The sequence below is a fragment of the Frigidibacter sp. genome, assembly GCF_030695035.1.
GTDB lineage: Bacteria > Pseudomonadota > Alphaproteobacteria > Rhodobacterales > Rhodobacteraceae > Frigidibacter.
The window spans coordinates 1-25385 of sequence record NZ_JAUYTT010000014.1 but is presented as its reverse complement, the minus strand read 5'-3'; the positions used below and the strand labels follow the sequence as shown (position 1 = coordinate 25385).

The window sequence follows — 25385 nt, the reverse complement described above, 5'->3', positions numbered from 1 at the left end:
TCAGTGCCCCGGAACCTGCACCACATCCAGCAGGCTGCGCCCGCCATCCACCGTCAGGATCTGCCCGGTGACGAAGCCCGCGGCATCCGAGGCGAGGAACTGCACCGCCTCGGCCAGCTCATTCGCCGGGGCGATCCGGCCCATCGGCGTGCCGGCGATGATCTGCGCGCGCCAGTCCGCGTGCTCGCGGCAACCGTTCTGCAGGCTCATGCTCATCACAGAGCCAAAGGCCACTGCGTTCACCCGGATCTTGTGCGGCGCATAGGCCACGGCAAGCGAGCGGGTGGTCTGGTCCAGCGCGGCCATCGCCACCGAATAGGCCAGCAACTCGGGCTGCACCCGTTGCCCGGCGATGTTCGACAGGTTGACGATGGACCCGATGCTGCCGGCGCTGCCGCTGCCCTCGGCCGTTTCGCGTGCCGCCTGCGCCACCATGCGGCGGGCGACGGTCTGGCTCAGCTTCAGCCCGGCCATGACGTTCTGGCGCAGCATGTCTTCCAGCGGAGTGTCATCCGCGCAAAGCGGGTCTGACAGAGCGATCTGGCGGCTGGCATTCACCAGGATGTCGATGCGGTCGAAGGCATCGACGGTGGCCGAGACCAGATTGGCGATGGTCAGCTTCTGACAGAGATCACCGGCGAAGTAACGCGCCGGCCCTTCCTCGCGGGTCAGGTCCCCCAGCTCGGATTCCAGCTTGCCCTCGTCGATATCGGCGAACATCACATTCGCCCCGCGCTCGATGAAATGCCGCGCGATGGCAAGTCCGATGCCGTTCGCGGCGCCGGTGACAATCGCGGTCTTGCCGCTGATGGAGTAGGTCATGTGGCCCCGTTCTATAGCGTCCGTTGGACGTTTCGCGCGATCTTAACTGATTTCAGCGACGACGGCGAGCCACGCCGCGATGCGGCGACGGGGCGGATCCGGGGGCCGGCGCGCGATGCGGATGGCTGGCGCGGAACAGCTTGAAACCGCCGTCGCCGGGCAGTTCCTGAACCTCGCGGAAAGCGCCGGTCAGCGCCGCCTCATAGGGCAGATGCCGGTTCGCCACCATCCACAGCACGCCTGCGGGCGACAGCACCCGCGCCGCGGCGGCGATGAAGGATGCCCCCAGCGAAGGATCGGCGGCGCGGCCTTGGTGGAAGGGCGGGTTCATCACGACGACGTCGCAGACCCGCTCGGGTTTGAACTGCGTGGCATCGGCCCAATGGAAGATCGCCCGCGGGTCGGTGACATTGGCGCGGGCGCAGGCCAGCGCCAGATGGTCCGCCTCGACCAGATCGACAGACTTCACCCCCGGCCGCCCCAGCACCTGCGCCGCCAGCCAGCCCCAGCCCGCGCCCAGATCGGCGACGCGGCCCTTAAGGTCCGCCGGCAGCGCCGCCGCCAGCAACAGCGAGCCGCGGTCCACCGCCTCGGCCGAGAAGACGCCGGGCCAGGTGCGGAAGCCTTCGGCCGGCGTCAGCGGCTGCGCCTGCCAGTCGGCAAAGCGCGCAGGCTCGCCGCCCGCAAAGCTGAAGATCCGGCCATGTGCCTTGACCAGCGACCCGGGCACCTCGGCCCGGCCGCGCAGGTCGCGCAGCATGGTGTCGATTCCGTCGGTCTTCTGCCCGTCGATCCAGACCGGCGCGCCGGGGCGCACCCGCGCCGCCGCCTCGGCCACCATCGCCCGCCCCTCGGCGCGCGAGCGGGGCAGGATCACCAGCGCTGCGGCGTGGTCATTGCCCGCAGGCTCGGGCGTCACCTTGTAGCCCTGCGCCGCCAGCGCATCATGGTCAGGGCGGAAGCCCTGCACCGCGCGCACCCGGTCCGCGGGCAGCGCCGACAGATCACTGCCCGCGCGCGGCCCCAGCACCAGAACCGTGCCCTCCGCGGGCAGCAGATCGGGCGCGTCGTCCAGCAGCGTGCTCAGGCGAGAAGTTTTCATGGGGCCTCCGGGGCAATGCAATCCAGCCCGATACACCGCAGCGCAGGGCGGGGTCCAGAGCCGGGAGCAGATCCGAGGCGGATCAGTCCTTTTCCATCGTGCATTGCAGGGGGTGCTGATGGCGGCGGGCGAAATCCATCACCTGCGCCACTTTGGTCTCTGCCACCTCGAAACTGAACACGCCGACCACGGCCAGACCCTTCTTGTGAACGGTCAGCATGATCTCGAACGCCTGCGCATGGGTCAGGCCAAAGAACCGCTCAAGGATATGCACCACGAATTCCATCGGGGTGTAATCGTCGTTCAGCAGCAGCACCTTGTACATCGGCGGCCGCTGGGTCTTGGGGCGCGTCTTGGTGATGACCGACTCGTCATGGCCGGGCGCGCCGGTCCTGTCAGTCATGGTCCACGGCAGGTGATGCACCGCTTGCTCCAGCAGATTCGGGTGTGAGGGGTTAGAGTTCCCAATATAGAGCAGATGCCGCCACGGAAAAGAGCCGCGTTGCATCTGTTGCCTGCAGGGCGCACAACAATCGCGTCCAAACGCCCTGAAAATCCTCGGCCCGCAGATCATGACCCCCGCGCCCTTCACCACCATCGGCTTCGATGCCGATGACACGCTCTGGCATAATGAGCGATTCTTCCGGCTGACGCAGGATCGTTTCGCCGAATTGCTGGCCGATCACGCGCCCCGCGGCGATCTGGACGCGGCATTGCTGGCGGCCGAACGGCGTAACCTTGGGCACTATGGCTTTGGCATCAAGGGCTTCGTGCTGTCGATGATCGAGACTGCCATCGAGGTGACCGATGACCGGGTGCCCGCCGCCGTGATCCGCGAGTTGCTGGACGCGGGGCGCGAGATGCTGGCCCACCCCATCGAACTGCTGCCCCATGCGCGCGAAGCGGTGGAGGCGGCGGCGGCCCAGTTCCGGGTGGTGCTGATCACCAAGGGCGACCTGCTGGATCAGGAGCGCAAGCTGGCGCAGTCGGGCCTTGGCGATCTGTTCCACGGGGTCGAGATCGTGTCGGACAAGACGCCCGAGGTTTATGCAAGGATCTTCGCCCGTCACGGCAGCGGCGCAGACCGGGCGGCGATGGTCGGCAATTCGCTGAAATCCGACGTGATCCCGGTGCTGCAGGCCGGCGGCTGGGGCGTCCATGTCCCGCATGGGCTGATCTGGGAGATGGAACGCGCCGACGCGCCCGAGGGTCACCCGCGGTTCCGTGCACTGCAGGACCTGTCGGGTCTCGCAGGGTTACTCGAAATGGACCGGGACCACATCTAGGCGTTGCATCCGGGGGTGCCGCAACACTTGGCATAGGCGGAATCTGGCTTAACTTCGCCCCGAAAGTTCTTGAATTTGGGGTGTTTTCTCGCATCACAACTCATGCTAGGCTGACCCCAGAACGACAATTCCCGGCGATAATGATCGGGAAACTCAGAGGCAGTGAAAGGCAGGAACCGTGAACAGGTTTCCGGGACGATGGCTCTTCCATCGGCTATTCGCGTTTGCTTTCGCGATGGCCATGTCGGTGGTGCCGGCGCTTGCAGCGCCGTTCGCCGCGATGGTGATCGACGCACGCACCGGTGAGGTGCTGTATTCCGAAAACGCCGACACGCGATTGCACCCCGCATCGCTGACCAAGATGATGACGCTGTACATCACGTTCGAGGCAATTGAGCGCGGCGAGGTCAGCCTTGATACCATGATTACCGTGTCGAAGAACGCTGCGGCACAGCCCCCGTCAAAGCTGGGGCTGAAGGCCGGGCAGAAGATTGCCCTGCGCTACCTGATCCGCGCCGCGGCGATCAAATCGGCCAACGATGCCGCAACCGCCATCGGCGACGCGCTTGGCGGGTCCGAGGCGGAATTCGCCCACCGGATGACCCGCACCGCCTCTGCCCTCGGGATGAAGAACACCACCTTCAAGAACGCCAACGGCCTGACGCGCGACGGGCACCTGTCCACCGCCCGCGACATGACCATTCTGGGCCGGCGGCTGTTCTACGATTTCCCGCAATATTACAACATCTTCTCGCGCCGTAGCGCCGACGCCGGCATGGCGCAGGTCGCCAGCACCAACCGACGGTTCCTGGATTCCTATGAGGGCGCAGACGGGATCAAGACCGGCTATACCAATGCCGCCGGCTTCAACCTGACCGCCTCGGCGCAGCGCGGCAACAAGCGCATCATCGCCACGGTGATGGGCGGCAAGTCCACCGCCTGGCGGAATGAGAAGATGGCCAGCCTGCTGGATGTCGGCTTTGGCCGCGCGCCGAACAAGGCGACGGTGCAGAAACCGCCCGCGCCGGCCTATGCGCAGGTGGTGCCCGACGCGTTGCCCGAGTCGCCCGGGGGCGCGGGCAAGACGCTGCGGGTAAGCGGCTCTGTCGCGCGCAGCCTGCGGCCCAAGGTCCGACCGGGCGCCGAGCCGGTTGCCCCGCCCGCCGAGGTGCTGGTGGCGATGCAAAGCAATATCGACGCGGTTCTGGCCGAGGTGCAAGGCGCCGTGGCCGCGGCTCCCGCGCCAGAGGTTGCCGTTGCGACCGCCGAACCGGAGTTGACACCGGCCGAGATCGCCAGCCTGCCGCCGGCGCTTCGCCCCGCCGCGCGCCCAGACGAGGTTGCTGCAGAATCTGCCGCACCGATGCAGCTCGCCGAGGCCGCACCCCTGCCAGAGGCTATGGTGGCCGAGGTCGCGGCGCTGGCGATGGTGGCCGAGGCTGCCGGAACCGCGCCGCCGGCGAACCCGCAGGTGGCCAGCGCCCTGCCCGCGCCCGCAACCGGCCCGGTGCTGATGCAATCGACCGAGCCGCAGCCAGAAACGCTGGAGCTTGCGGCGGTGCTGCAGCCCGAACCGGCCGTTGCCGCACCGCCTTCGCGGCCAGGCACCATCATCTTGATGTCGGCGCAGACCGATCCTGCCGCAGCCGCCGCCACCCCTGCAGACCTTGAAGTGGTCAGCCGCGTCTCGACCTCTGGTGGGCGGCATTGGGCGATCAGCATTGGCAACTTCAATTCGCGCTACAATGCCGAACGGGCGTTGCTGCAAATGGCGCTGACCGAACCGTCGACGCTGGATGGCACCCTGCGCAAGGTGGTCAGCCGCAAGGGCGGGTTCGACGCCAACTTCGTGGGCATGTCGCAAGAGATGGCCGAGGCCGCCTGCCGCAGGCTCGATGCGCGCGGACAGGATTGCAGCGTCGTCGGGCCCTGAAGGTCTGCCGTCCCACACAAACAACAAGGCCGCGCCCCAGGGCGCGGCCTTTGCATTTCAGGCAGCCCGGTAACTCAGGGCTTGGGCTGATCGTCCCATTCGGTTGACAAGATGCGCTGCGAGTCCCCCTTCGGATCATCATACTGCCGGTCCTTGAGCGACCAGAAGAACGCCGCCAGCCCCAGCCCGCCAAGGCCAAGCGAGATCGGGATCAGATAGGCAAGCATGTTCATAGGGGGGTCCTTATTTCAGCCGCAGTGCGTTCAGCGAGACGGTGATCGACGACAGCGACATCGCCAGCGCTGCGGCCAGCGGCGTCGCCAGCCCCACAATCGCGATCGGCACTGCCACCACGTTATACAGCAGCGAGATGGCAAAGTTCTCCTTTATCCGCCGCCGGGCCTTCACGGCGACGCGAACCGCCTCGGCCACGGGGGACAGATCGGTTCCCAGCAGCACGATGTCAGACGCAGCGCGCGCCGCATCCAGCGCCGAGGCGGGCGAGATCGAGGCATGGGCCGCGGCCAGCGCCGCAGTATCGTTCAGACCGTCACCGACCATCAGCACCTTGCGGCCCTGCGCCGCCAGCTCGGCGATCAGCGCGACCTTGTCGGCGGGCAAAGCCTCGGCCTGCCAATGCTCGATGCCCAGACGGCCCGCGAGATCGCCCACCGCGCCGGCCACGTCGCCCGAGATCAGATGCACGGCCTTGCCCTGCTTCTGGAAGGCGGCGACAGCCTCGGCCGCGCCCGGGCGCAGGCGGTCGGCGAAGGCGACAGACAGTGGCGCGGCGGTGCCGATCTTCAGATGGGTCGCAGTGATGCTGCCCGCCTCGGCCCCGACCCAGATCGCCCGGCCAAGTCGCACCACCTGCCCGCGCCATTGGCCTTCGATGCCGTAGCCGGGCACCTCGTGCAGATCCGTGACGTTGGCGGGGCGGATACCAGCGGCGCGCGCGGCATCCGCCAGCGCACGGGCCAAGGGGTGAGAGGAGGCGCCGGCCAGCGCCGCCGCAACCTCCACCGCCGCATCGGGCAGATCGGCGAGGTTGACGGGTTCCGGCGCGCCCATCGTCAGGGTGCCGGTCTTGTCGAAGACGACGGTATCCACCTCGGCCAGACGCTCCAGCGCGGTGCTGTCCTTGATCAGCAGGCCCTTGCGGAACAGCTTGCCACTGGCCGCCGTCACGACCGCCGGCACTGCGAGGCCAAGCGCGCAGGGGCAGGTGATGATCAGCACCGCCGCGGCGATGTTAAGCGCAACGCGCACGTCGCCGCCGGTGATCTGCATCCAGCCGAGGAACGACCCGAAGGCGAGGATATGCACGCCCGGCGAATACAGCCGCGCCGCACGGTCGGCGAGCGAGGTGTAGCGGTTGCGGGCGCTTTCGGCCATCGCCACCAGATCGGCCATGCGGTGCAGGCTGGTATCGCGGCCCGCGGCGGTAACCTGCACCGTCAACGGCCCGGTCAGGTTGACTTCGCCCGCCAGAACCACGCTGCCGATGCCGGCCCAGGCGGGCAGGCTCTCGCCGGTCAGCAAGGAGCGGTCAACCTCGCTGCTGCCGTGGGTCACGGTGCCATCCACCGGCATCCGAGCGCCAGGGCGCACCAGAACCAGGTCGTCCACCGCAATCTCGGCCACCGGCACCGTCACCTCGGCGCCGTCGCGCAAGACAACGGCGCGTGGCACTTCCAGCGCCGCCAGTTCCTCGGCGGCAGAGCGGGCTGCGGCGCGGGTGCGGTAGTCCAGATAGCGCCCGACCAGCAGGAAGAAGGACAGCATCACCGCCGCATCGAAATAGGCGTGATGGCCGGAATGCATCGTCTCATAGACCGAGATCGCCGAGGCGAGGATCAGCGCAAGGCTGATCGGCACATCCATGCCAAGCCGCCCGGCCTTCAGCGCCGTCCAGGCGCTGGAGAAGAACGGCTGCCCGGCAAAGACAACGGTCGGCAACGCGATGGCAGCGGAAATCCAGTGGAACAGATCGCGCGTCGCATCCTCGGCCCCCGACCAGACGGCGACCGAGAGCAGCATCACGTTCATCATCGCAAAGCCGGACACGCCGATCCGCATCAGCAGATCGCGGCCGCGCCGGTCCGTCTCGGTCACCATCAGCGTGCCGGGGTCGAGTTCATGCGCCTCATAGCCGATGCGGTCCAACACGGCGACCAGCCGCTCTGCCGTCACCTCGGGGTCCGCCTCGACCGCGACGCGCTTCAGCGTCAGGTTCACCCGTGCGGTCCGCACCCCCGGCTCTGCCGCCAGCGCGCGTTCCACATCGGAGATGCAGACGGCGCAATGGGCGGTGGGCAGCGACAGGAACAGCCGGGCGTCCTTGGGCGCGGCGGCGGCGGCAATGCGCTCTGCCGAGGGGGCGGCAAGGCAGGCGGGGCAGGCAGAGGCGGCGGGGACGTCCATCGGGATTATCCGTTCACGAACATGTCGTAGCGCTGGCGGAACGCGATGCCATCGGCAGAGGTCGCATCGAGGTGCAGCAGCCAGTTCCCCGGCTCCAGGTCCAGCTTGGCGGTATAGATCCCGCCGGTATAGACCAGATCCAGCACCCGGTCATCGCGGGCATAGGTAGTACGCCCGACGATCACCGACAGCGATTTCACCGGCGCGGGCAGGCCCTGAGCATCGCGCATCACCAGGCTGAGCACGCCATCGGCGCCATATTCATGCGTGACCTGCCAGCCGAGCGATTCCTGCGCGGCGCGGTCGGCGTCGAAGGTCTGGCTGGCGACATAGGAGTTCTTGACCTCCAGACCCGGGAAGGTGCTGACCGCCTGAAACGCCATATAGACATTGACCCCGATGATCAGCGCGAAGGCGCTGACGACGATGGCCAGCACCTTGCGCCCGGTCAGCGGGCGGCCTCCGTCCGGCGCGCGTCCTTGTACATTGCTCATGTCACTGCCCTTTCCCGTTGAAGATCGTGTGGATGCCGACACGGTCGCGGCTGTCGGTATCTTCGATCCAGATTGTCAGCGGCGTGCGCTCCGCAAGCGCAGGCTCCGACCCCGCAGGCGCCACCACATAGAGGCGGGTGGTGCCCAGTTCATCGGCGGCGACGGTCACCACGGTGCCGTCATTGCCCTCGACCGTGGTCACCAGCGCCGGATCGCCCTCCACCGTTATCACGAAATCCCGCTCGCCGCCCTGCTTGTTGCGCAGGCGCACCTCATAGGTATTGCGGATCGAGCCGTCGGACAGCGTCACGTAGACCGGGTTCCGCTCTGGCGTCACGTTCACGTCGAAGGGCGAGCGCATGAACAGCGCCACCACCAGCCCGATGCCGATGCCAGCCCAGAGCACGGTATAGACCATCGTGCGCACACGGAAGATATGTTTCCAGATATGCTTGGGATGGGCACCGGCCCGTTCGGCCGCTTCGTCCTTCAGCGCCAGATAGTCGATCAGGCCGCGCGGCTTGCCGATCTTGTCCATCACCTCGTCGCAGGCGTCGATGCACAGCGCGCAGGTGATGCATTCCAGTTGCTGGCCGTTGCGGATGTCGATGCCCATCGGGCAAACGTTGACGCAGGCCATGCAGTCGATGCAATCGCCTGCCGGATCGTCGGTGCCCACTGCCCTCTTCAGCTTGCCGCGCGGCTCGCCCCGCCATTCGCGGTAAGCGACGGTGATGGTGTCTTCATCCATCATCGCGGCCTGAATCCGCGGCCAGGGGCAGGCATAGATGCAGATCTGTTCGCGGGCGAAGCCGCCAAAGATGAAGGTCGTCAGCGTCAGCACGAGGATGGTGATATAAGCTGCCGGATGCGCCTGCCCGATCAGCAGGTTCCCCAGAAGAGTCGGCGCATCGGTGAAGTAGAACACCCAGGCGCCGCCGGTGGCGAGGCCGATCAGCAGCCAGAGGGTCCATTTGGTCAGCCGCAGCCGCGCCTTGTGGGCGTTCCATTTCTGGTTGAACAGCCGGACCCGGGCGTTTCGGTCGCCTTCCACCCATCGCTCCACCAGGATGTAGAGATCGGTCCAGACCGTCTGCGGGCAGGCATAGCCGCACCACACCCGGCCAAGCGCCGAGGTAAACAGGAAGAGACCAAGCCCTGCCATGATCAGCAGGCCCGCGACGAAGTAGAATTCGTGCGGCCAGATCTCGATCATGAAGGCGAAGAACCGCCGGTTCGCCATGTCGATCAACACCGCCTGATCGGGCATCCCCGGCCCCCGGTCCCAGCGGATCCAGGGCGTGACGTAGTAGATGCCCAGCATCACCGCGAGCAGCACCCATTTCAGGTTGCGGAATCGGCCCTTCACGCGGCGCGGAAAGATCGGTTCGCGCGCGGCATAAAGGCTGGCGGGTTGGTCGGAAGAGCTCACGGTTGATCTCCGTTGGCGGACTGGTTGTTGTTGATTGTAAGATAGCCGCTCGCGCCGGGCTTTGACCTGCGTCAAAAAAGGCAGACCGGCGATACATGAATACCGGACCATCCCGCCGGAAAGGAATGGCACCGGCACCCCCAGGAAACGCGCGAACAGGACGGGGAGCCGGTGCCATGACACAGGGCGTTTCCGCCTCGGTCACAGCTTGGGTAGACCTCAACAAACCGGACTACCTTGACGTGGATCAAACCGCGGCCGGGGTGGGGCCTGTATCGGCCGCTGCCGGGTGCGGCACGATGCAGCAGGCCCGCGCGGGATGCGAAGTCCGAAATGCAGACGGGGGGCCCGAAGGCCCCCCGAAAGATCTGCGTTCTGGCCGGCGGGCTTATTCGCCGCCGCCCAGCCCGTGCACATAAGAGGCCACGGCCCGGATTTCGGCTTCCGAAAGGCGGGTGCTCCAGTTCGGCATCACGCCAAAGCGGGCATTGTTCACCGTCTGGGTCAGGCTGGCGACATCGCCGCCATAGAGCCAGATCGCGTCGGTCAGGTTCGGCGCGCCCTGGGCACGGTCGCCGGTGCCGTCTTCCAGGTGGCAGGCCGCGCAGTTTTCGGCGAACACCGTCGCGCCCTCGGTCGCAAGCGCCGCATCATGCTCTTGCCCCGAGATTGCCATCACATGCTGGACCACCGCGTCAATCTGCGCCGGTTCCAGCAGCTCGTCGGTGCCGAAGGCCGGCATCTGCGAGTAGCGGGCGTCGCCGTCCTCATTGTTGCGGATGCCGTGGGTCACGGTCAGGTGGATGTCCTCGATCCCCCCACCCCACAGCCAGTCGTTGTCCAGCAGGTTCGGATAGCCCACCGCGCCCGCCGCGCCCGAGCCGTGGCACTGCGCGCACCATGTGCGGAAGACCGCGCCCCCGGCATTCTGGGTGTAGTTGGCCAGTTCCGGATCGGCGCTGATCGCGGTCAGATCGGCGGCGACCAGCTTGGCTTCGATGGGGGCATTCGCCGCCTCGAAGCGCCCGATCTCGGCCGCGACATCGGCGCGGGTCGAGTGGCCCAGCAGGCCCGGGGTCGCCTTGGTCAGCCCCGGCCAGGCCGGATAGGCGATGGTGTAGAGCAGCGCCCAGACGATGCAGGCATAGAAGGTCCAGAGCCACCAGCGCGGAAGCGGGTTGTTCAGTTCCTCGATGCCATCCCAGCTATGGCCGGTGGTTCCGACCTCTTCCTTGGCTTTCACAGGTCTCTTGGTCATTTCCACGCCTCCTTGAACGTGGCACCGCTGGCCTTGTCGGTGCCGTCGCAACCGCAGTCGGCGCAGGTGCCGGCACAGGCGGGTCGGTCTTCATTGCGGAACGGGATGTTGGCGGTGTCCTTGTAGATCTTCGAGCTGCCGGGCCGGAAGGCCCAGACCACGACACCCACAAAGAACAGCGTCAGCGCGAGAAGCGCCCAGCTGTCGGCGAACTCCCGAAGGATGTGATAGTTCATGACGCCCCCCTACCGGCTTGCGTCAGGCGTGAAGGTCGAGAAGTCGACCATCGTGCCCAACACCTGAAGATAGGCGATCAGCGCATCCATCTCTGTCACGCCGGGCGCCCCGTCGTAGTTCGACACCTTGGCGCCCGGATAGCGTTCCTGCAGCCCGTCATAGTCGCTGTTCGGATCGGCCTGGGCCACGAAGTCGGCCTTCGCCGCCTCGATCATCTCGGAACTGTAGGGGACACCCACCATGCGGTGCGTGCTCAACAGGTCTTCGATATAGGTCGGCTCGATCAGACGGTTCGACAGGAAGCCGTATTTCGGCATCACCGATTCCGGCACCACCGATTGCGGGTCGGTCAGGTGATCGACATGCCATTCGTCGGAATAACGGCCACCGACGCGGGCGAGGTCAGGCCCCGTCCGCTTTGATCCCCATTGGAACGGATGGTCGTACATCGATTCCGCCGCAAGGCTGTAATGGCCATAGCGTTCGACCTCGTCACGCATCGGACGGATCATCTGGCTGTGGCACACATAGCAGCCTTCGCGGATGTAGATGTCGCGCCCGGTCAGCTCCAGCGGGGTGTAGGGGCGAACCCCTTCCACCTTCTCGATGGTGTTCTCAAGGTAGAACAGCGGTGCGATCTCGACGATGCCGCCGATCGACACCACCAGAAGCGAGCCGACCATCAGCAGGGAGGCGTTCTTCTCGAGGATCGCATGTTTGTCTAGAAAAGCCATGGTTCTGTGCCTCCCTTATTCAGCGGGAACCGCGGCCGAGACATTGGCCGAGCGGGCCGGCTGTCTGGCAACGGTGGCCCAGAGGTTGTAGACCATGATGACACCGCCCGCGAGGTAGAGGACCCCGCCCAGACCGCGCACCACATACATCGGGAATTTGGCGGACACCGTGTCGGCAAAGGCGTTCACGAGGAAGCCCTGGCTGTCCACTTCGCGCCACATCAGGCCCTCCATGATCCCGGTGACCCACATCGACGAGGCGTAGAGAACGATGCCGATGGTCGCCAGCCAGAAGTGCCAGGAAACAAGCGACAGGCTGTACAGCCGTTCGCGGTTCCACAGGCGCGGTACCAGGAAGTAGAGCGTGCCGAAGGTGATCATGCCGTTCCAGCCAAGGGCGCCGGAATGGACGTGGCCGATGGTCCAGTCGGTGTAGTGCGACAGGCTGTTGACCGCCTTGATCGACATCATCGGGCCTTCGAAGGTCGACATGCCGTAGAAGCCGATGGAGACGACCATCATGCGGATGATCGGGTCGGTGCGCAGCTTGTCCCAGGCGCCCGACAGCGTCATCAGGCCGTTGATCATGCCGCCCCAAGAGGGCATCCACAGCATGATCGAGAACACCATGCCAAGCGTCGCCGCCCAGTCAGGCAGGGCGGTGTAGTGCAGGTGGTGCGGACCGGCCCAGATATACAGGAAGATCAGCGCCCAGAAGTGGATGATCGACAGCTTGTAGCTGAACACCGGACGTTCAGCCTGCTTCGGCACGAAGTAGTACATCATGCCCAGGAAGCCGGCGGTCAGGAAGAAACCCACCGCGTTATGGCCATACCACCACTGGGTCATCGCATCTTGCACGCCGGCGAACAGCTGCACCGATTTGGACCCGAAGACGGAGACCGGAATGGCGAGGTTGTTCACGATATGCAGCATCGCGATGGTCACGATGAAGGACAGGTAGAACCAGTTGGCAACGTAGATGTGCTTTTCGCGGCGCTTGAGCAGCGTGCCCATGAACACGGCGAGATAGGCGACCCAGACAATGGTGAGCCAGATATCCACATACCATTCCGGCTCGGCATATTCCTTGGACTGCGTGGCGCCGAGGATGTAGCCGGTCGCGGCCAGCACGATGAACAGGTTGTACCCCCAGAACACGAACCATGCGAGGTTGCCGCCCCACAGCCGTGCCGCCGAGGTGCGCTGCACCACGTAGAACGAGGACATCAGCAGCGCGTTGCCACCGAAGGCGAAGATCACCGCCGAGGTGTGCAGCGGCCGCAGCTTGCCGAAGTTCATGTATCCTTCGGCAAAGCCGAAGTTGAGGTCGGGGAACGCAAGCTGGAACGCGATGAACGTCCCTGCCAGAAAGCCCACCACGCCCCAGAGCGACGTTGCGATCACGCCGGCGCGAATCACGCCGTCGTTATATTCATTGGCCAGCACCGGCCGTGCGTCGCCCATGCTCCGCAGCACCCACAGAAACGTCACCGAAGCCGCCAGCATGACAGTCAGTGCGTTAACCATGTAGGGCAGATCACGCGCATAATTGGCGGCAATCGCGGCCAGCACCGCGACAGCACCAAGCGCGATCAGCTTGATGTAATCCCACATTCCTTGCGTCCCTTCGTCTTTTCCCGGCGGCCGACTCATGCCGACAGCTGTCTTTTAGACTGTTGTGCTTCTGGGCTGAGGGCCCATAAGATGCCTTGATCTGTGTCAAATCTTCGCATGGACCGCCTTGATCCGCATCAAAGCGCTGCGCTGGCGGCCTGCGTAAGAATGCCCCGGCGACATGCACAATAGCATCATGGGAGACGCAGCATGGCCTATAAATCTATCCTGACCATTGTTACCGACGCCAAGGCCGCAGCGGCCCAGCTGAACGCGGCAGTGGATATCGCCCGGCGCGAGGATGCCCATCTGGACATCTTCTGCCTTGGGATCGACCGCACCCAGACTGGCTATTACTATGCCGGCGCCACCGCCTTCATCCATCAAGAGACCATCGAGCGGGCGCAGCGTGACGCCGAGGCCGCCGAAGCCGCGGTGCGCGAACGCATGGCAGCCGAGGATATCCGCTGGTCGGCCGAGGCCGCGGTAGCACAGCTGGGCGGCCTCGCCGGCCTGGTGGCGCTGCGGGCGCGCTTTGCCGATCTGTGCGTTCAGCGCAAACCCTATGGCGAGGGCCAGACCCAGGACGCCGAGGCCATCGTCGAGGCCGCGCTGTTCGAAGGCGGCGCGCCGGTGCTGGTGCTGCCCGAAACCGGGCTGTCGGCCCGCGTCGGCAGCCGCGTGATCCTGGCCTGGAACCAGAGCACCGAGGCGCTGAACGCCGCCCGCGCGGCGATGCCGCTGCTGAAGGCCGCCGATCTGGTGAACATCGTGGTCATCGACCCGCCGGCGCATGGCGCCGAACGGTCGGATCCCGGTGGCCCGCTGTCACAATGGCTGGCCCGCCACGGCGTCAAGGCCGAGGTGTCGGTGCTGGCCAAGACCATGCCGCGGGTATCGGATGTTCTGTGCCGCCACGCCCGCGACGTCGATGCCGACCTGCTGGTGATGGGCGCCTATGGCCATTCGCGCTTCCGCGAGGCCATTCTGGGCGGCGCGACCCGCAACATGCTGGAACGCACCGACGTTCCGGTGTTCATGGCCCACTAAAACGCAAAGGGCGGCCCAAGGGCCGCCCTTTTGCACACCAAGACCGGCGGCGCCTAGATCAGGTAGCCGCCGTCATTGTCATCGCCCGCTTCGGTCAGCAGCAAGTCAAAATCGGGGATCGTCACATGGCGCTTGCCCTGCAGTTCGATCACGCCATCCCGCTTCAGTGCCGAGATCTGGCGGCTGACGGTTTCCAGCGTCAGCCCCAGATAGTCGGCCATCGCCTCGCGGGTCAGCGGCAGGTCGAACACCATCCGCCCCTGCGGCGAGCGCAGTTTCAGCGAGGCATCGCGCCGCGCGATGATAGCCACAAGGCTGGCAATCTTCTCGCGCGCGGTCTTGCGGCCCAGAAGCAGCATCCATTCGCGCGCCGCATCCAGCTCGTCCAGCGTCATTTCCAGCAGGCGCTGCGCGACATGCGGAGTGCGCAGCATCATCTCCTCGAACGGGCGCTTGCGGAAGCAGCACATCAGCAGATCGGTGGTGGCGGTGACGTTATAGGCCGCCGTCTCGCGCCCCGGCCGGCCCACGAAATCCGAGGGAAGCAGCAGCCCGACCATCTGGGTGCGCCCGTCTTCCATCGTCTGGGTCAGCGTGGCGATGCCCGACACGACCGAGGCGACGAAATCCATCTTGTCTCCGGCCCAGGCCACGGTCTGCCCAGCCTCGAAGCTGCGGTAATACTTGATCTCTTCCAGCAGCAGCAATTCATCCGTTTCGCACCGCGCACAGACGGCGCGGTGGCGGATCGGACAGGCTCCACATTGAAGGGAAATGTTATGCGCATCCTGAATGGACATCTGGGTGCTTTTGATTTGGGTCAAGGTTTTGCCGCGCGTGTATCCGTAACCCTAAGCCCATGGAAACAGAATCGCAACTCATGCGGCTCGGTCTTTTTGACGCGCGCGTCCCGCGGTATACAAGCTACCCTACGGCACCGCATTTTTCTGCGTCAGTCGGACCGGACCAGTTCACCGCCTGGATCGAGGCAATCCCCGCAGGATCCTCGATCTCGCTTTACATGCATGTGCCGTTCTGTCGGCGCCTGTGCTGGTTCTGCGCATGTCGGACGCAAGGCACGCAATCCGACGATCCGGTGCGCGCCTATGCCGATGTGCTGCTGGCTGAACTTGCGCTGCTGAAAAGCAAGCTGGCGCCCGGGGTCACGCTCTCGCGCCTGCATTGGGGGGGCGGCACGCCGACGCTGATGCCCGCCGACATGATGACCCGCATCGCCGGCGCGGTGTTCGACGCGGTGCCAATGGGCCCCGGCGCCGAATTCTCGGTCGAGATCGACCCGAACGAGATTGACGAGGCCCGCCTTGACGCGCTTGCCGCTGCCGGCATGAACCGCGCCTCGATCGGGGTGCAGGATTTCGATCCCGCGATCCAGAAGGTCATCGGCCGCGAGCAGAGCTATGAGGAAACCAAGCGCGCCGTGGACATGATCCGCGACCGCGGCGTGGCCTCGCTGAACGCTGACATCCTCTATGGCCTGCCGCACCAGACGCCGGCCAAGATCGCGCAATCGGTGCAGATGCTGCTGTCGCTGGTGCCGGACCGGGTGGCGCTTTACGGCTATGCGCATGTGCCCTGGATGGCGCGGCGCCAGCAGATGATCCCGTCGGATACGCTGCCCACGCCCGAAGAGCGGCTGCAGCTGTTCGAAACCGCCCGCAAGCTGTTCGTCTGGGACGGCTATGACGAGATCGGCATCGACCACTTCGCCCGACCGACCGATGGGCTGGCGCGGGCCGCGAAGGCCGGCACCCTGCGCCGCAACTTCCAGGGGTACACCGACGATCTGGCGCCGGTGCTGGTGGGTATGGGCGCCTCGTCCATCTCGCGCTTCCCGCAGGGCTTCGCGCAGAACGCCTCCTCGACGTCAGAGCATACCCGTGCAATCCGCGACGGCAAATTCTCGACCCATCGCGGCCATGTGTTCCAGGGCGAGGACCTGCTGCGCTCGCGCATGATCGAGGCGGTGATGTGCGACTTCCGCATCGACGCCGAAGAGATGATCCGCGACTGGAATGCCACCCCGGCGCAGCTTTCGGCGCTGTTCGCCGCCGCACAGGCGGCCTTTGGCGAGATGGTGGAGATCTCGCCCGCCGGCCTGTTCATCCCGGAACGCGCGCGGCCGCTGACCCGGATGATCGCGCGGGTGTTCGACGCCTACGATCTGACGAAGTCCAAGCACAGCTCGGCCATCTGATCAGGCCGTGCTGCCACCCGCCTCGACAAAGCGCAGCAGCTGCGGCAGGCAGATGCGTTCAAGGTCATAGCCCGCAACGGCTTCGGCGCGCGCTGCCCTGCCCAGATGCGCATGACCGCCGGGTTCCGCCAGCGCCGATGTCAGCGCGGCCGACCAGCCCGACACGTCGAAAAACTCCACCAGCCGGGCGGTGGTGCCATCCACAAGCACTTCTTCGACCGGCGGGGTGCGCGAGGCGACGATCACCGCGCCCGCTGCCATCGCCTCGATCAGCGACCAGCTGAGCACGAAGGGATAGGTCAGATAGGCATGCACCCGCGTCACCTGCAACAGCGCCAGAAAGCGCGGATAGGGCACGCGTCCAAGGAAATGCACCCGCGACAGATCAAGCCGCCCATCAACCTCTGCCAGCAGACGCTGCTTCCAGCTGGTGCCACATGGCGGCCGCGTGCCATAGCTCTGGCCCTCATCGCCGATGATCACAACCCGCGCCTTGGGGCGTGCCGCCAGCACCTCGGGCAGCGCGCGCAGGAACACGTGGATGCCCCGATAGGGTTCGAGGCTGCGCGAGACATAGCTCAGCACCTCGTCGCCGGGGCGCAGCACCAGCCCAGCCTCGGGGATCTCCAGCCGCGCCGCGGGGTCCGGGCAGACGCGGGCCGTGTCGAGCCCGTCATGGATGACGCTGATCTTGTCGCGCAGGCCCGGCGGAAAGGTCGAGGCCTGCCATCTGGTCGGCGCAACCGCCGCGTCGCAATCGACCAGGGCCTGCGTCATGTGGGCCCGCCGCGTCAGGGTGGTCATCCGCGCCTCAAGCGTGTCCTGCCGGAACTCGGGGTCGAAATCGGTGTCGAGCCCGCGTGTGCCATACATGAACTCTGCATAAGCCAACTGCCGCGCCTCGGGCCAGACCTCGCGCAGATACAGCGTCTCGCCCCAGCCGCTATGGCCGAGGATCACGTCCGGGACATAGCCATGCCTGCCCCGCAGCGCCGCCGCAACCCGTGCTGTTGCCATGCCCCGCGCCACGGCCTTTTGGTAGGTGGCGGTCGGCCCCTTGACCCGCGCCTCCGCCGCCATGTCCCAGGGATACTGCACAACCCGGACCGGAGAGGGGCGCTGGTTCCCCTCGCCGGTCAGCGCCAGCACCTCATGGCCCCGCGCGCGCAGCGCCGGTGCCAGCCGCAGGAACTGCGCCGGAAAGTTCTGATGGACCAGCAATATGCGCATCAGGGGGCGTCAGCGACGACCGGGGCGGCATGGCCAAAGGCGGCCGCGAACAGCTCGCGCGTATAGGGGTGCTGCGGCGCGCGGAACAGGTCCGCCGCCAGTCCCGCCTCGACCACATCGCCGCGCTTCATCACCATCACCTTGTGGCTGACCGCGCGCACAACCCGCAGATCGTGGCTGATGAACAGATAGGCGAGGCCATGCCGCCGCTGCAGATCGCGCAGCAGGTCCACGATCTGCACCTGCACCGTCATGTCGAGCGCACTTGTCGGCTCGTCCAGCACCACCAGTTTCGGGCGCAGGATCATCGCGCGGGCAATGGCGATGCGCTGGCGCTGGCCGCCGGAAAACTCATGCGGGTAACGCGACATCGCCGCGGGATCGAGCCCGACCTCGGCCATGATCTCGGCCACCATCTCGCGCCGGTTGCGGCCGGGCTCCACGCCGTGAACGCCAAGCCCCTCGGCGATGATCTGCTCGGCCGTCATCCGCGGCGACAGGCTGCCGAACGGATCCTGGAACACGATCTGCATGTCGCGGCGCAGGGCGCGCAACTGACGCGATTGCCAGCCGGATATGTCCTGCCCGGCATAGACAATGGGCCCTTCCGACGCGATCAGCCGCATCACCGCCAGCGCCAGCGTGGTCTTGCCCGACCCGCTTTCGCCGACGATCCCCAGCGTCTCGCCGGCCCGCACCGACAGGCTGGCATCGTTCACCGCCTTCACATGACCCACCACCCGGCGCATCAGCCCGCGCTGGACCGGGAACCACACCTTCAGATGTTCGGTCCGCACCAGCTCTGCCGCGCCCTCGGGCACCGGATCGGGGCGGCCCTGCGGCTCGGCCGCCAGCAGCTTGCGGGTATAGGGGTGCTGCGGATTGGCGAAGATCTCCTCAACCGGCCCCTGCTCGACAATCTCGCCGCCCTGCATCACGCAGACGCGGTCGGCGATGCGGCGCACAATGCCAAGGTCATGGCTGATGAACAGCAGGCTCATCCCCTCGGCGCGCTTCAGATCGGCCAGCAGATCGAGGATCTGCGCCTGGATGGTCACGTCGAGCGCCGTCGTCGGTTCATCCGCGATCAGCAGCTCCGGCCCGTTCGCCAGCGCCATCGCGATCATCACCCGCTGCCGCTGCCCGCCTGACAGCTGGTGCGGGTAGTCGGCCAGTCGGCTTTCGGGCGCGTCGATGCCGACCTTGGTCAGCAGCTCGATGATCCGCGCCCGTGCCGCCTTGCCCTGCAGCCCCTGATGCAGCGCAAGGCTTTCGGCCAGCTGCTTTTCCAGCGTGTGCAGCGGGTTCAGGCTGGTCATCGGTTCTTGGAAGATGAAGCTGATATCGTTGCCGCGCACCTTGCGCAGCAGGGGCTCGGCCGCACCGACCATCTGCTGGCCAAGGTAATTGATGCTGCCGGACACTTCGGCATTGCCACCAAGCAGCGATACGGTCGACAGCGCCGTGACCGATTTCCCCGAGCCGCTTTCCCCGACCAGCGCCACCGTCTCGCCCTTCGACACGGTGAAGGACACGCCCTTCACCGCCTCGATCAGCTTGCCATCCTGCCGGAAGGCCACGCGCAGATCCTGCACATCCAGAACAACGGTCATGCAAAGGTCTTTCGCGGGTCAAAGGCGTCGCGGACACCCTCGAAGATGAACACCAGCAGCGACAGCATGATCGCGAAGGTGAAGAAGGCCGAGAAGCCCAGCCAGGGCGCATGCAGGTTCGACTTGCCCTGCAAGGACAGCTCCCCCAGCGAGGGCAGCGACGCTGGCAGCCCGTAGCCAAGGAAGTCCAGCGCCGCCAGCCCGCCGATATTCGCCGTCACCAGAAACGGCAGCATGGTCAGCGTCGCCACCATGGCATTGGGCAGGATATGGCGGAACATGATGGTACGGTCACGCACCCCAAGCGCCCGCGCCGCGCGCACATACTCGAAGTTCCGCGCCCGCAGGAATTCGGCCCGCACCACGCCAACCAGCGCCGGCCAGCCGAACAGGATCGACACGAAGACCAGCAGCCCGAAGCTGCGCCCCACAATCGCAAAGAGGATGATTATGACGTAAAGCGAAGGGGTCGAGCTCCAGATCTCCAGCACCCGCTGGAAGATCAGGTCCACCCAGCCGCCGAAATAGCCCTGCACCGCCCCCGCCGCGATGCCGATCACGGCCGAAGCACCGGTGACGATCAGCGTGAAAAGGATCGACAGCCGGAACCCGTAGATCACCCGCGCCAGCACGTCGCGCGCGGTGTCATCCGTGCCCAGCCAGTGGTTCGCATCGGGGGCCGAGGGCGCGTTGCCGACATTGTTGATGGTGTTGTAGCTGTAGGGCACGATCGGCCACAGCATCCAGCCGGCCTCCACCGCCTGCCCCGCCACATCGCCATCGACGGCATCTTCCAACGTCGCCTCTGGATCGTCCCAGCATTCCAGCAGCCCGCCGGTCTTGATCAGGCATTGCACCGCCGGGTCTTTATAGATCGCCTCGGTGCGGAAATCGCCGCCGAATGCCGTTTCCGGGTAGAACTGGTAGATCGGGAAGAAGGTCTCGCCCCGGTAGCGCACCACGATGGGTTTGTCATTGGCGATGAACTCGGCCACCAGCGACAGGCCGAACAGCACGAGGAAAATCCACAGCGACCAGAAGGACCGGCGGTTGGCCTTGAAGTTGCGCCAGCGCCGGGCGTTGAGCGGCGAGAGGGCCATCAGCCAGCCCTCCGCTCAAAATCGATCCGCGGGTCGACGAAGACATACATCAGGTCCGACAGGATCCCGACCAGCAGCCCCACCAGCCCGAAGACATAGAGTGTGCCGAACACCACCGGATAATCCCGCGCCACCGCCGCCTCATATCCCAGCCGCCCAAGGCCATCGAGCGAGAAGATCGTCTCGATCAGCAGCGACGATCCGAAGAACACGCCCAGGAACAGCCCCGGAAACCCGGCGATCACGATCAGCATCGCATTGCGGAAGACGTGGCCATAGAGCACCCGGCCCTCGGTCAGGCCCTTGGCGCGGGCGGTCATCACATACTGCTTGTTGATCTCATCCAGAAAGCTGTTCTTGGTCAGCAGCGTCAGCGTGGCAAAGCTGGCGATGGTGGTGGACAGCACCGGCAGCGCGATGTGCCACAGATAGTCCAGCGCCTTGCCGATCAGCGTCAGATCCTCGAAGTTGTCGGATGTCAGCCCCCGCAGCGGGAAGATCCGCCAATAGCTGCCGCCCGCGAACAGCACGATCAGCAGCACCGCGAACAGGAAGCCGGGGATCGCATAGGCCACGATAACGGCGCCCGAGGTCCATGTATCAAAGGGCGTACCATCCTTCACCGCCTTGCGGATGCCAAGCGGGATGGAGATCATGTAGGCGATCAGCGTCGACCACAGCCCCAGCGTGATCGACACCGGCATCTTCTCGATCACCAGATCCACCACCGAGATCGACCGGAAATAGCTCTCACCAAAATCGAAGCGCAGATAGCCGCCCATCATCGTCAGGAACCGCTCCAAGGGCGGCTTGTCGAAGCCGAACTGCTTTTCCAGCTCGGCGATGAACTCCGGCGGAAGGCCGCGCGCGCCGGAATAGCGCTCATCGCCCACCGCCTGCATCTGGCCGGCATCCCCGCCGCCCGAGATGTTGCGAAATACGTCGCCCTCGCCCTCGATCCGGGCCAGAACCTGTTCGATCGGCCCGCCGGGCACGAATTGAGTCAGCGCAAAGTTGATGATCATGATCCCGATCAACGTCGGGATCATCAGCAGCAACCGCCGCAGGATATAGGCGCCCATGTGGTGAACCTGCCCCTTTATCGGCCCCTCAGAAGGCGCCTGCCGCCTTCAGGTTTTCGGCCTTTTCGGCGTTGTACCACCAGAAGTCCATCTCGCCCAGTGCGTAGGGCGGCAGCGGATCGGGATGCTCGTACATGTCGAAATAGGCGACGGTATGGGCGGCCTTGTACCATTGCGGCACCCAGAACCGTTCCGCCCGCAGCACCCGGTCCAGCGCCCGCACCGCCACGGTCATCTCCTCGCGGGTATCCGCGCCCTCGATGGTGGCGATCAGGCTGTCCACGGCAGGCGATTGCAGCCCCATCGCGTTGAACACATCATCGGTGGAGCCTGACCCGAAATACTGCTGCAGCCCGGCGCCCGGGATATAGTCCTGCCCCAGGTGCTTGGTGATCATGTCGAAGTCGTGGCTGCGTTCGCGGTTGGTCATCTGCGCATCATCGACGCGGGTCAGCATAGCATCGATGCCCAACCGGCGCAGGTTCTCGACATAGGGGTTCATTACCCGGTCAAAGGTCTGGCTGTCGTTCAGCAGCTCCACCCGCAGCACCTCGCCCGCGGCGTTGCGCCGCATCCCATCGCTGCCCGCAGGCCAGCCCGCCTCGTCCAGCAGCGCCGCCGCGGCCCGCAGGTTCGCCCTGTCCAACTGCGTCGCGCCAGAGGTCGGAGCCATCGCCGCCTCATCGGTCAGCACGCCGGGCGGCAGATCCGCCGCGAGCGGCTCCAGCAGCGCCAGCTCTTCGGGCGATGGCATGCCCGTCGCCTCCAGCTCGCTGTTCTCCCAAAAGCTCTCGACCCGGTCATAGAGCCCGTAGAACAGCGAGTCGTTCGACCATTCGAAGTTGAACATCAGCCCGATCGCCTCGCGCACGCGGGGGTCTGCGAATTTCTCGCGCCGCAGGTTCAGCACGAAGGCCTGACCGTTGGCGATATTGCCATCCGGCAGCTCGCGCTTCACTACCCAGCCCTTTTCCAGTGAGGGAAAGTTGTAGCCCGTCGCCCAGATCAGCGACGACGCCTCGTTGCGGAAGGTATAGGCGCCGGCCTTGAACCCCTCGAACGCCGCCTGATAGTCGCCGAAATATTCGATGCGGATGCGGTCGAAATTGTGCCGGCCGATATTGATCGGCAGGTCCTTGCCCCAGTAGTCGGGGTTGCGCTTCCACACCACCCGGCGCCCGACATCCATGCTGTCGAACACGTAGGGCCCAGAGCCAAGGAACGGATCCATGCTGCTTTCGGCCAGATTGCGGCCCTTCGCCTCGAAATCCTGCTTCGATAGCACCGGCAGCCCGCCGGCCGCCTGCAACAGGTCGCGCTTGGGGTAATCGGGCTTGAAGGTGAAGCGGATGCGCCGGTCATCCAGCACCTCGACGCTCTCGATCATCTGGCTGATGACGGCGCGGAAACTGGTCAACCCTTGGGTTAGCATGATGTCATGGGAAAACCGCACGTCTTCTGCCGTGACCGGCGTGCCATCGGAAAACTTCGCCTCGGGTCGCAGGGTGAAGATGACCCAGCTGCGATCCTCGGGATATTCCAGCGTCTCGCACAGCAGGCAATAGGCCGCCCCGATCTCATCCGCAGTGCCGGCCAGCAGGGATTCGTGCATGGCCGAGGACAGCGCCGCCGCCCGGCCCTTGATCGTGTAGGGGTTGAAGCTGTCAAACCCCCCCATCGTCCATTCCGAGATCTCGCCGCCCTTCGGCGCATCGGGGTTCACATAGTCCAGATGCGGAAAGTCGGCCGGGTATTTCAGGTCGCCGAAGGTGGAAACCCCATGCGCGACGGTGGTCTTGGTAGCAGCCTCCTGCGCCCCGGCCAGCGTCGCGATCCCGGCCCAGCCAACCAGCGCCCCCAGCAACAGCATCCCGCCCAAACGGGCCCTGCCCTTGCGGCCAACCGCTGCGCCGTGTCCGCCCGTCCAAGCTGCCATCATCCGTTCACCCCTGCTGTGCCGCCTTGGGCGGTCTGCGTTCTTCGGTCCCCAAAAGTAAAGCGCGCGCTGGCCGCGCTTCAAGTTGCGATTGCGTGAGGCAGCCGCAACGCCCATGAAAAAGGCCGCCACCGTTGCCGGGGCGGCCTTCAATCCTGAGTCTGATAGAGCTGTCAGCCGCCGATGGTGGCCAGATAGGCGATCACGTTGGCGCGGTCTTCCACCTTGGGCAGGCCGGCAAAGCTCATCTTGGTGCCCGGCGCATAGCCCTTCGGGCTGGCCAGGAAGGCTTCCATATGCTCGGGCGTCCAGGCTTCGGCGGACATTCCGGCCAGCGCGTCGGAATAGGCAAAGCCCTCGACCCCGGCGATCGCGCGATCCACGACGCCGTCCAGATGCGGGCCAACGCCATTGGCGCCGTCCAGCTTGTGGCAGGCCTTGCACTTGCCGAACACCCGCTCGCCCGCGGCTGCATCGGCGGCGGCATAGACCTCGGCGAAGGGCGGGCCGGCGTCGGCCACTTCCTCGCCGGCCGCATCATCGGCGCCGGTGTCGATGGCATAGGCTTGCGTCAGCTCACCATCGCCGCCATGCCCGGAGGGGCCGGTGTGATACAGGCCTTCGGCTGCCCAGTTGCCCAGCAGCAGGATCAGCAGAGAGCCGCACAGCGCGCCGCCGGCCTTGGTCAGAGTCATCGTGTCGAACATGTCGGGCCTCGGTGCTGGCTATTCGCTCGGGGTATGTATCCGCTTCCCTTGCCGGTTTTCAAGGTTTACTTGTCGCCTCACACGCTCCTCCCGGCCCTGTGACCGCGGGGCGACGGAAGAAGGAGCCGCCCGATGCCCACCGCCCATCCCTCGCAGATCCAGGGCCGCATCGCCTTTCAGGGTGAACCTGGCGCCTATTCGCACCAGGCCTGCCGCGAAGCCCGCCCCAATATGGAGGCGCTGCCCTGCCGCACCTTCGAGGATGCAATCGAGGCGGTCCGCAAGGGTGAGGCCGATCTGGCGATGCTGCCAGTGGAAAACTCCACCTATGGCCGGGTGGCCGACATCCACCACCTTCTGCCCGAAAGCGGGCTGCATATCATCGAGGAAGCCTTCGTCCGGGTGCATATCAACCTGCTGGCGATTCCCGGCACCCCGCTCTCGCAGATCGAAAACGCGATGAGCCATACCGTGCTTCTTGGCCAGTGCCGCGGCTTCCTGCGCGAGCACAACCTGCACGCCATCGCCGGCGCCGATACCGCGGGCTCTGCCCGGCAGGTCGCCGATGCGGGCGATCCCAAAACCGCCGCCCTCGCCTCGGAACTGGCAGGCGAGATCTACGGGCTCGACGTGCTGGCCCGCCATATCGAGGACAAGCAGAACAACACCACCCGGTTTCTGGTGATGTCGCGCGAGCCGGACCTGAAGCGCCGCGGCACCGGCATGATGATGACTACCTTCGTCTTCCGCGTCCGCAACATCCCCGCCGCGCTCTACAAGGCGATGGGCGGCTTCGCGACCAATGGCGTCAACATGACCAAGCTGGAAAGCTACATGGTCGACGGCAATTTCACCGCCACCCAGTTCTACGCCGATATCGAAGGCCACCCCGATGACCGCAACGTGCAGCTCGCGCTCGAAGAGCTGCGCTACTTCACCTCGTCCATGGCGCTGCTCGGTGTCTACCCCGCCGACCCGCGCCGCCGCTGACCCCGGCGCCGCGCCCCCTCTCCTTTGCCTTTTCCAAATATCCTCGGGGGGCGCGGGGGGCACAAGGCCCCCCGCTTATTATTAGAAAATACGGGGCAGAAGGCCCCCCTGCGTCTGGCACCC

The 25385-nt window shown here is 65.7% G+C and carries 23 protein-coding genes; 5 read left to right on the top strand and 18 right to left on the bottom strand.

From position 1 onward, the window contains the following. The 3 genes from Q8S30_RS14125 to clpS all read right to left on the bottom strand — a co-directional run bounded on the left by Q8S30_RS14125 (position 1) and on the right by clpS (position 2327). Entirely contained in the window at positions 1-822 is an 822-nt protein-coding gene (locus Q8S30_RS14125; RefSeq protein ID WP_305666669.1) for an SDR family NAD(P)-dependent oxidoreductase, read from the bottom strand. 52 nt (positions 823-874) lie between these two features. Next, positions 875-1924 carry a class I SAM-dependent methyltransferase gene (locus Q8S30_RS14120; RefSeq protein WP_305666668.1) on the bottom strand — a complete coding sequence of 350 codons (1050 nt, stop codon included), beginning with the start codon at positions 1922-1924 and terminating at the stop codon, positions 875-877. A gap of 82 nt (positions 1925-2006) precedes the next feature. After that, entirely contained in the window at positions 2007-2327 is a 321-nt protein-coding gene (clpS, locus tag Q8S30_RS14115) for an ATP-dependent Clp protease adapter ClpS (protein ID WP_305666667.1), read from the bottom strand. Positions 2328-2496: 169 nt separating this feature from the next. Here clpS and Q8S30_RS14110 point away from each other — a divergent pair, with 169 nt between their 5' ends. Next, positions 2497-3210, top strand: a complete 714-nt coding sequence (locus Q8S30_RS14110) for an HAD family hydrolase (protein ID WP_305666666.1) — start codon at positions 2497-2499, stop codon at positions 3208-3210. A gap of 235 nt (positions 3211-3445) precedes the next feature. Then, positions 3446-5143, top strand: coding sequence for a D-alanyl-D-alanine carboxypeptidase family protein (locus Q8S30_RS14105; protein WP_305666665.1), 1698 nt, complete (start codon positions 3446-3448; stop codon positions 5141-5143). A gap of 74 nt (positions 5144-5217) precedes the next feature. Here Q8S30_RS14105 and ccoS read toward each other — a convergent pair whose 3' ends face one another. The 8 genes from ccoS to ccoN all read right to left on the bottom strand — a co-directional run bounded on the left by ccoS (position 5218) and on the right by ccoN (position 13339). Then, a complete protein-coding gene (gene ccoS / locus Q8S30_RS14100; RefSeq protein ID WP_305666664.1) occupies positions 5218-5376 on the bottom strand; it encodes a cbb3-type cytochrome oxidase assembly protein CcoS in 159 nt (52 codons plus the stop codon). Between the two features lie 10 nt (positions 5377-5386). Beyond that, positions 5387-7567 carry a heavy metal translocating P-type ATPase gene (locus tag Q8S30_RS14095; RefSeq protein WP_305666663.1) on the bottom strand — a complete coding sequence of 727 codons (2181 nt, stop codon included), beginning with the start codon at positions 7565-7567 and terminating at the stop codon, positions 5387-5389. Positions 7568-7572: 5 nt separating this feature from the next. After that, on the bottom strand, positions 7573-8061 hold the full coding sequence (locus Q8S30_RS14090) for a FixH family protein (protein ID WP_305666662.1): 489 nt from the start codon (positions 8059-8061) through the stop codon (positions 7573-7575). Between the two features lies 1 nt (position 8062). Then, positions 8063-9493: a cytochrome c oxidase accessory protein CcoG gene (gene ccoG / locus Q8S30_RS14085; protein WP_305666661.1), complete on the bottom strand. Its 1431-nt coding sequence runs from the start codon at positions 9491-9493 to the stop codon at positions 8063-8065. 388 nt (positions 9494-9881) lie between these two features. Further along, entirely contained in the window at positions 9882-10751 is an 870-nt protein-coding gene (gene ccoP, locus Q8S30_RS14080; protein ID WP_305666660.1) for a cytochrome-c oxidase, cbb3-type subunit III, read from the bottom strand. Continuing rightward, a complete protein-coding gene (locus Q8S30_RS14075; protein WP_305666659.1) occupies positions 10748-10987 on the bottom strand; it encodes a cbb3-type cytochrome c oxidase subunit 3 in 240 nt (79 codons plus the stop codon). The genes ccoP and Q8S30_RS14075 overlap by 4 nt, the downstream gene beginning before the upstream one ends. 9 nt (positions 10988-10996) lie before the next feature. After that, the gene (gene ccoO / locus Q8S30_RS14070) at positions 10997-11722 is read right to left on the bottom strand and encodes a cytochrome-c oxidase, cbb3-type subunit II (protein ID WP_305666658.1); all 726 of its coding nucleotides are present in this window, start codon (positions 11720-11722) and stop codon (positions 10997-10999) included. 15 nt (positions 11723-11737) lie between these two features. Next, positions 11738-13339 carry a cytochrome-c oxidase, cbb3-type subunit I gene (gene ccoN, locus Q8S30_RS14065; RefSeq protein WP_305666657.1) on the bottom strand — a complete coding sequence of 534 codons (1602 nt, stop codon included), beginning with the start codon at positions 13337-13339 and terminating at the stop codon, positions 11738-11740. Between the two features lie 210 nt (positions 13340-13549). Here ccoN and Q8S30_RS14060 point away from each other — a divergent pair, with 210 nt between their 5' ends. Next, positions 13550-14389 carry a universal stress protein gene (locus tag Q8S30_RS14060; protein ID WP_305666656.1) on the top strand — a complete coding sequence of 280 codons (840 nt, stop codon included), beginning with the start codon at positions 13550-13552 and terminating at the stop codon, positions 14387-14389. 53 nt (positions 14390-14442) lie between these two features. Here Q8S30_RS14060 and fnrL read toward each other — a convergent pair whose 3' ends face one another. Then, positions 14443-15189 (bottom strand): transcriptional regulator FnrL, encoded by a 747-nt coding sequence (fnrL, locus tag Q8S30_RS14055; protein ID WP_305666655.1) that lies wholly within the window; start codon positions 15187-15189, stop codon positions 14443-14445. Positions 15190-15248: 59 nt separating this feature from the next. On the opposite strand from fnrL, the gene hemN reads away from it, so the two are divergent. Continuing rightward, positions 15249-16604, top strand: a complete 1356-nt coding sequence (gene hemN / locus Q8S30_RS14050; RefSeq protein ID WP_305666654.1) for an oxygen-independent coproporphyrinogen III oxidase — start codon at positions 15249-15251, stop codon at positions 16602-16604. Here hemN and Q8S30_RS14045 read toward each other — a convergent pair whose 3' ends face one another. The 6 genes from Q8S30_RS14045 to Q8S30_RS14020 form a co-directional block, all read right to left on the bottom strand. Continuing rightward, positions 16605-17834 (bottom strand): glycosyltransferase, encoded by a 1230-nt coding sequence (locus Q8S30_RS14045; RefSeq protein WP_305666653.1) that lies wholly within the window; start codon positions 17832-17834, stop codon positions 16605-16607. Then, complete coding sequence (locus Q8S30_RS14040; RefSeq protein WP_305666652.1) at positions 17834-19447, bottom strand: ABC transporter ATP-binding protein; 1614 nt, start codon at positions 19445-19447, stop codon at positions 17834-17836. Before Q8S30_RS14040 ends, Q8S30_RS14045 begins: the two co-directional genes overlap by 1 nt. Next, entirely contained in the window at positions 19444-20547 is a 1104-nt protein-coding gene (locus Q8S30_RS14035; RefSeq protein WP_305666651.1) for an ABC transporter permease, read from the bottom strand. Before Q8S30_RS14035 ends, Q8S30_RS14040 begins: the two co-directional genes overlap by 4 nt. Then, entirely contained in the window at positions 20547-21629 is a 1083-nt protein-coding gene (locus Q8S30_RS14030) for a microcin C ABC transporter permease YejB (protein ID WP_305666650.1), read from the bottom strand. The genes Q8S30_RS14035 and Q8S30_RS14030 overlap by 1 nt, the downstream gene beginning before the upstream one ends. Positions 21630-21657: 28 nt before the next feature. Next, on the bottom strand, positions 21658-23565 hold the full coding sequence (locus Q8S30_RS14025) for an extracellular solute-binding protein (RefSeq protein ID WP_305666649.1): 1908 nt from the start codon (positions 23563-23565) through the stop codon (positions 21658-21660). Positions 23566-23738: 173 nt separating this feature from the next. Beyond that, entirely contained in the window at positions 23739-24272 is a 534-nt protein-coding gene (locus Q8S30_RS14020; protein ID WP_305666648.1) for a cytochrome c family protein, read from the bottom strand. Between the two features lie 156 nt (positions 24273-24428). On the opposite strand from Q8S30_RS14020, the gene Q8S30_RS14015 reads away from it, so the two are divergent. After that, positions 24429-25262 carry a prephenate dehydratase gene (locus Q8S30_RS14015; RefSeq protein WP_305666905.1) on the top strand — a complete coding sequence of 278 codons (834 nt, stop codon included), beginning with the start codon at positions 24429-24431 and terminating at the stop codon, positions 25260-25262. The last annotated feature ends 123 nt before the right edge of the window (positions 25263-25385 follow it).

Excerpts from the sequence above, each read along its gene's own strand:
- Q8S30_RS14125 (WP_305666669.1), bottom strand. The coding sequence starts at position 822 with ATGACCTACTCCATCAGCGGCAAGACCGCGATTGTCACCGGCGCCGCG.
- Q8S30_RS14120 (WP_305666668.1), bottom strand. The coding sequence starts at position 1,924 with ATGAAAACTTCTCGCCTGAGCACGCTGCTGGACGACGCGCCCGATCTG.
- clpS (WP_305666667.1), bottom strand. The coding sequence starts at position 2,327 with ATGACTGACAGGACCGGCGCGCCCGGCCATGACGAGTCGGTCATCACC.
- Q8S30_RS14110 (WP_305666666.1), top strand. The coding sequence starts at position 2,497 with ATGACCCCCGCGCCCTTCACCACCATCGGCTTCGATGCCGATGACACG.
- Q8S30_RS14105 (WP_305666665.1), top strand. The coding sequence starts at position 3,446 with ATGGCCATGTCGGTGGTGCCGGCGCTTGCAGCGCCGTTCGCCGCGATG.
- ccoS (WP_305666664.1), bottom strand. The coding sequence starts at position 5,376 with ATGAACATGCTTGCCTATCTGATCCCGATCTCGCTTGGCCTTGGCGGG.
- Q8S30_RS14095 (WP_305666663.1), bottom strand. The coding sequence starts at position 7,567 with ATGGACGTCCCCGCCGCCTCTGCCTGCCCCGCCTGCCTTGCCGCCCCC.
- Q8S30_RS14090 (WP_305666662.1), bottom strand. The coding sequence starts at position 8,061 with ATGAGCAATGTACAAGGACGCGCGCCGGACGGAGGCCGCCCGCTGACC.
- ccoP (WP_305666660.1), bottom strand. The coding sequence starts at position 10,751 with ATGACCAAGAGACCTGTGAAAGCCAAGGAAGAGGTCGGAACCACCGGC.
- Q8S30_RS14075 (WP_305666659.1), bottom strand. The coding sequence starts at position 10,987 with ATGAACTATCACATCCTTCGGGAGTTCGCCGACAGCTGGGCGCTTCTC.
- ccoO (WP_305666658.1), bottom strand. The coding sequence starts at position 11,722 with ATGGCTTTTCTAGACAAACATGCGATCCTCGAGAAGAACGCCTCCCTG.
- ccoN (WP_305666657.1), bottom strand. The coding sequence starts at position 13,339 with ATGTGGGATTACATCAAGCTGATCGCGCTTGGTGCTGTCGCGGTGCTG.
- Q8S30_RS14060 (WP_305666656.1), top strand. The coding sequence starts at position 13,550 with ATGGCCTATAAATCTATCCTGACCATTGTTACCGACGCCAAGGCCGCA.
- fnrL (WP_305666655.1), bottom strand. The coding sequence starts at position 15,189 with ATGTCCATTCAGGATGCGCATAACATTTCCCTTCAATGTGGAGCCTGT.
- hemN (WP_305666654.1), top strand. The coding sequence starts at position 15,249 with ATGGAAACAGAATCGCAACTCATGCGGCTCGGTCTTTTTGACGCGCGC.
- Q8S30_RS14045 (WP_305666653.1), bottom strand. The coding sequence starts at position 17,834 with ATGCGCATATTGCTGGTCCATCAGAACTTTCCGGCGCAGTTCCTGCGG.
- Q8S30_RS14040 (WP_305666652.1), bottom strand. The coding sequence starts at position 19,447 with ATGACCGTTGTTCTGGATGTGCAGGATCTGCGCGTGGCCTTCCGGCAG.
- Q8S30_RS14035 (WP_305666651.1), bottom strand. The coding sequence starts at position 20,547 with ATGGCCCTCTCGCCGCTCAACGCCCGGCGCTGGCGCAACTTCAAGGCC.
- Q8S30_RS14030 (WP_305666650.1), bottom strand. The coding sequence starts at position 21,629 with ATGGGCGCCTATATCCTGCGGCGGTTGCTGCTGATGATCCCGACGTTG.
- Q8S30_RS14025 (WP_305666649.1), bottom strand. The coding sequence starts at position 23,565 with ATGGCAGCTTGGACGGGCGGACACGGCGCAGCGGTTGGCCGCAAGGGC.
- Q8S30_RS14020 (WP_305666648.1), bottom strand. The coding sequence starts at position 24,272 with ATGTTCGACACGATGACTCTGACCAAGGCCGGCGGCGCGCTGTGCGGC.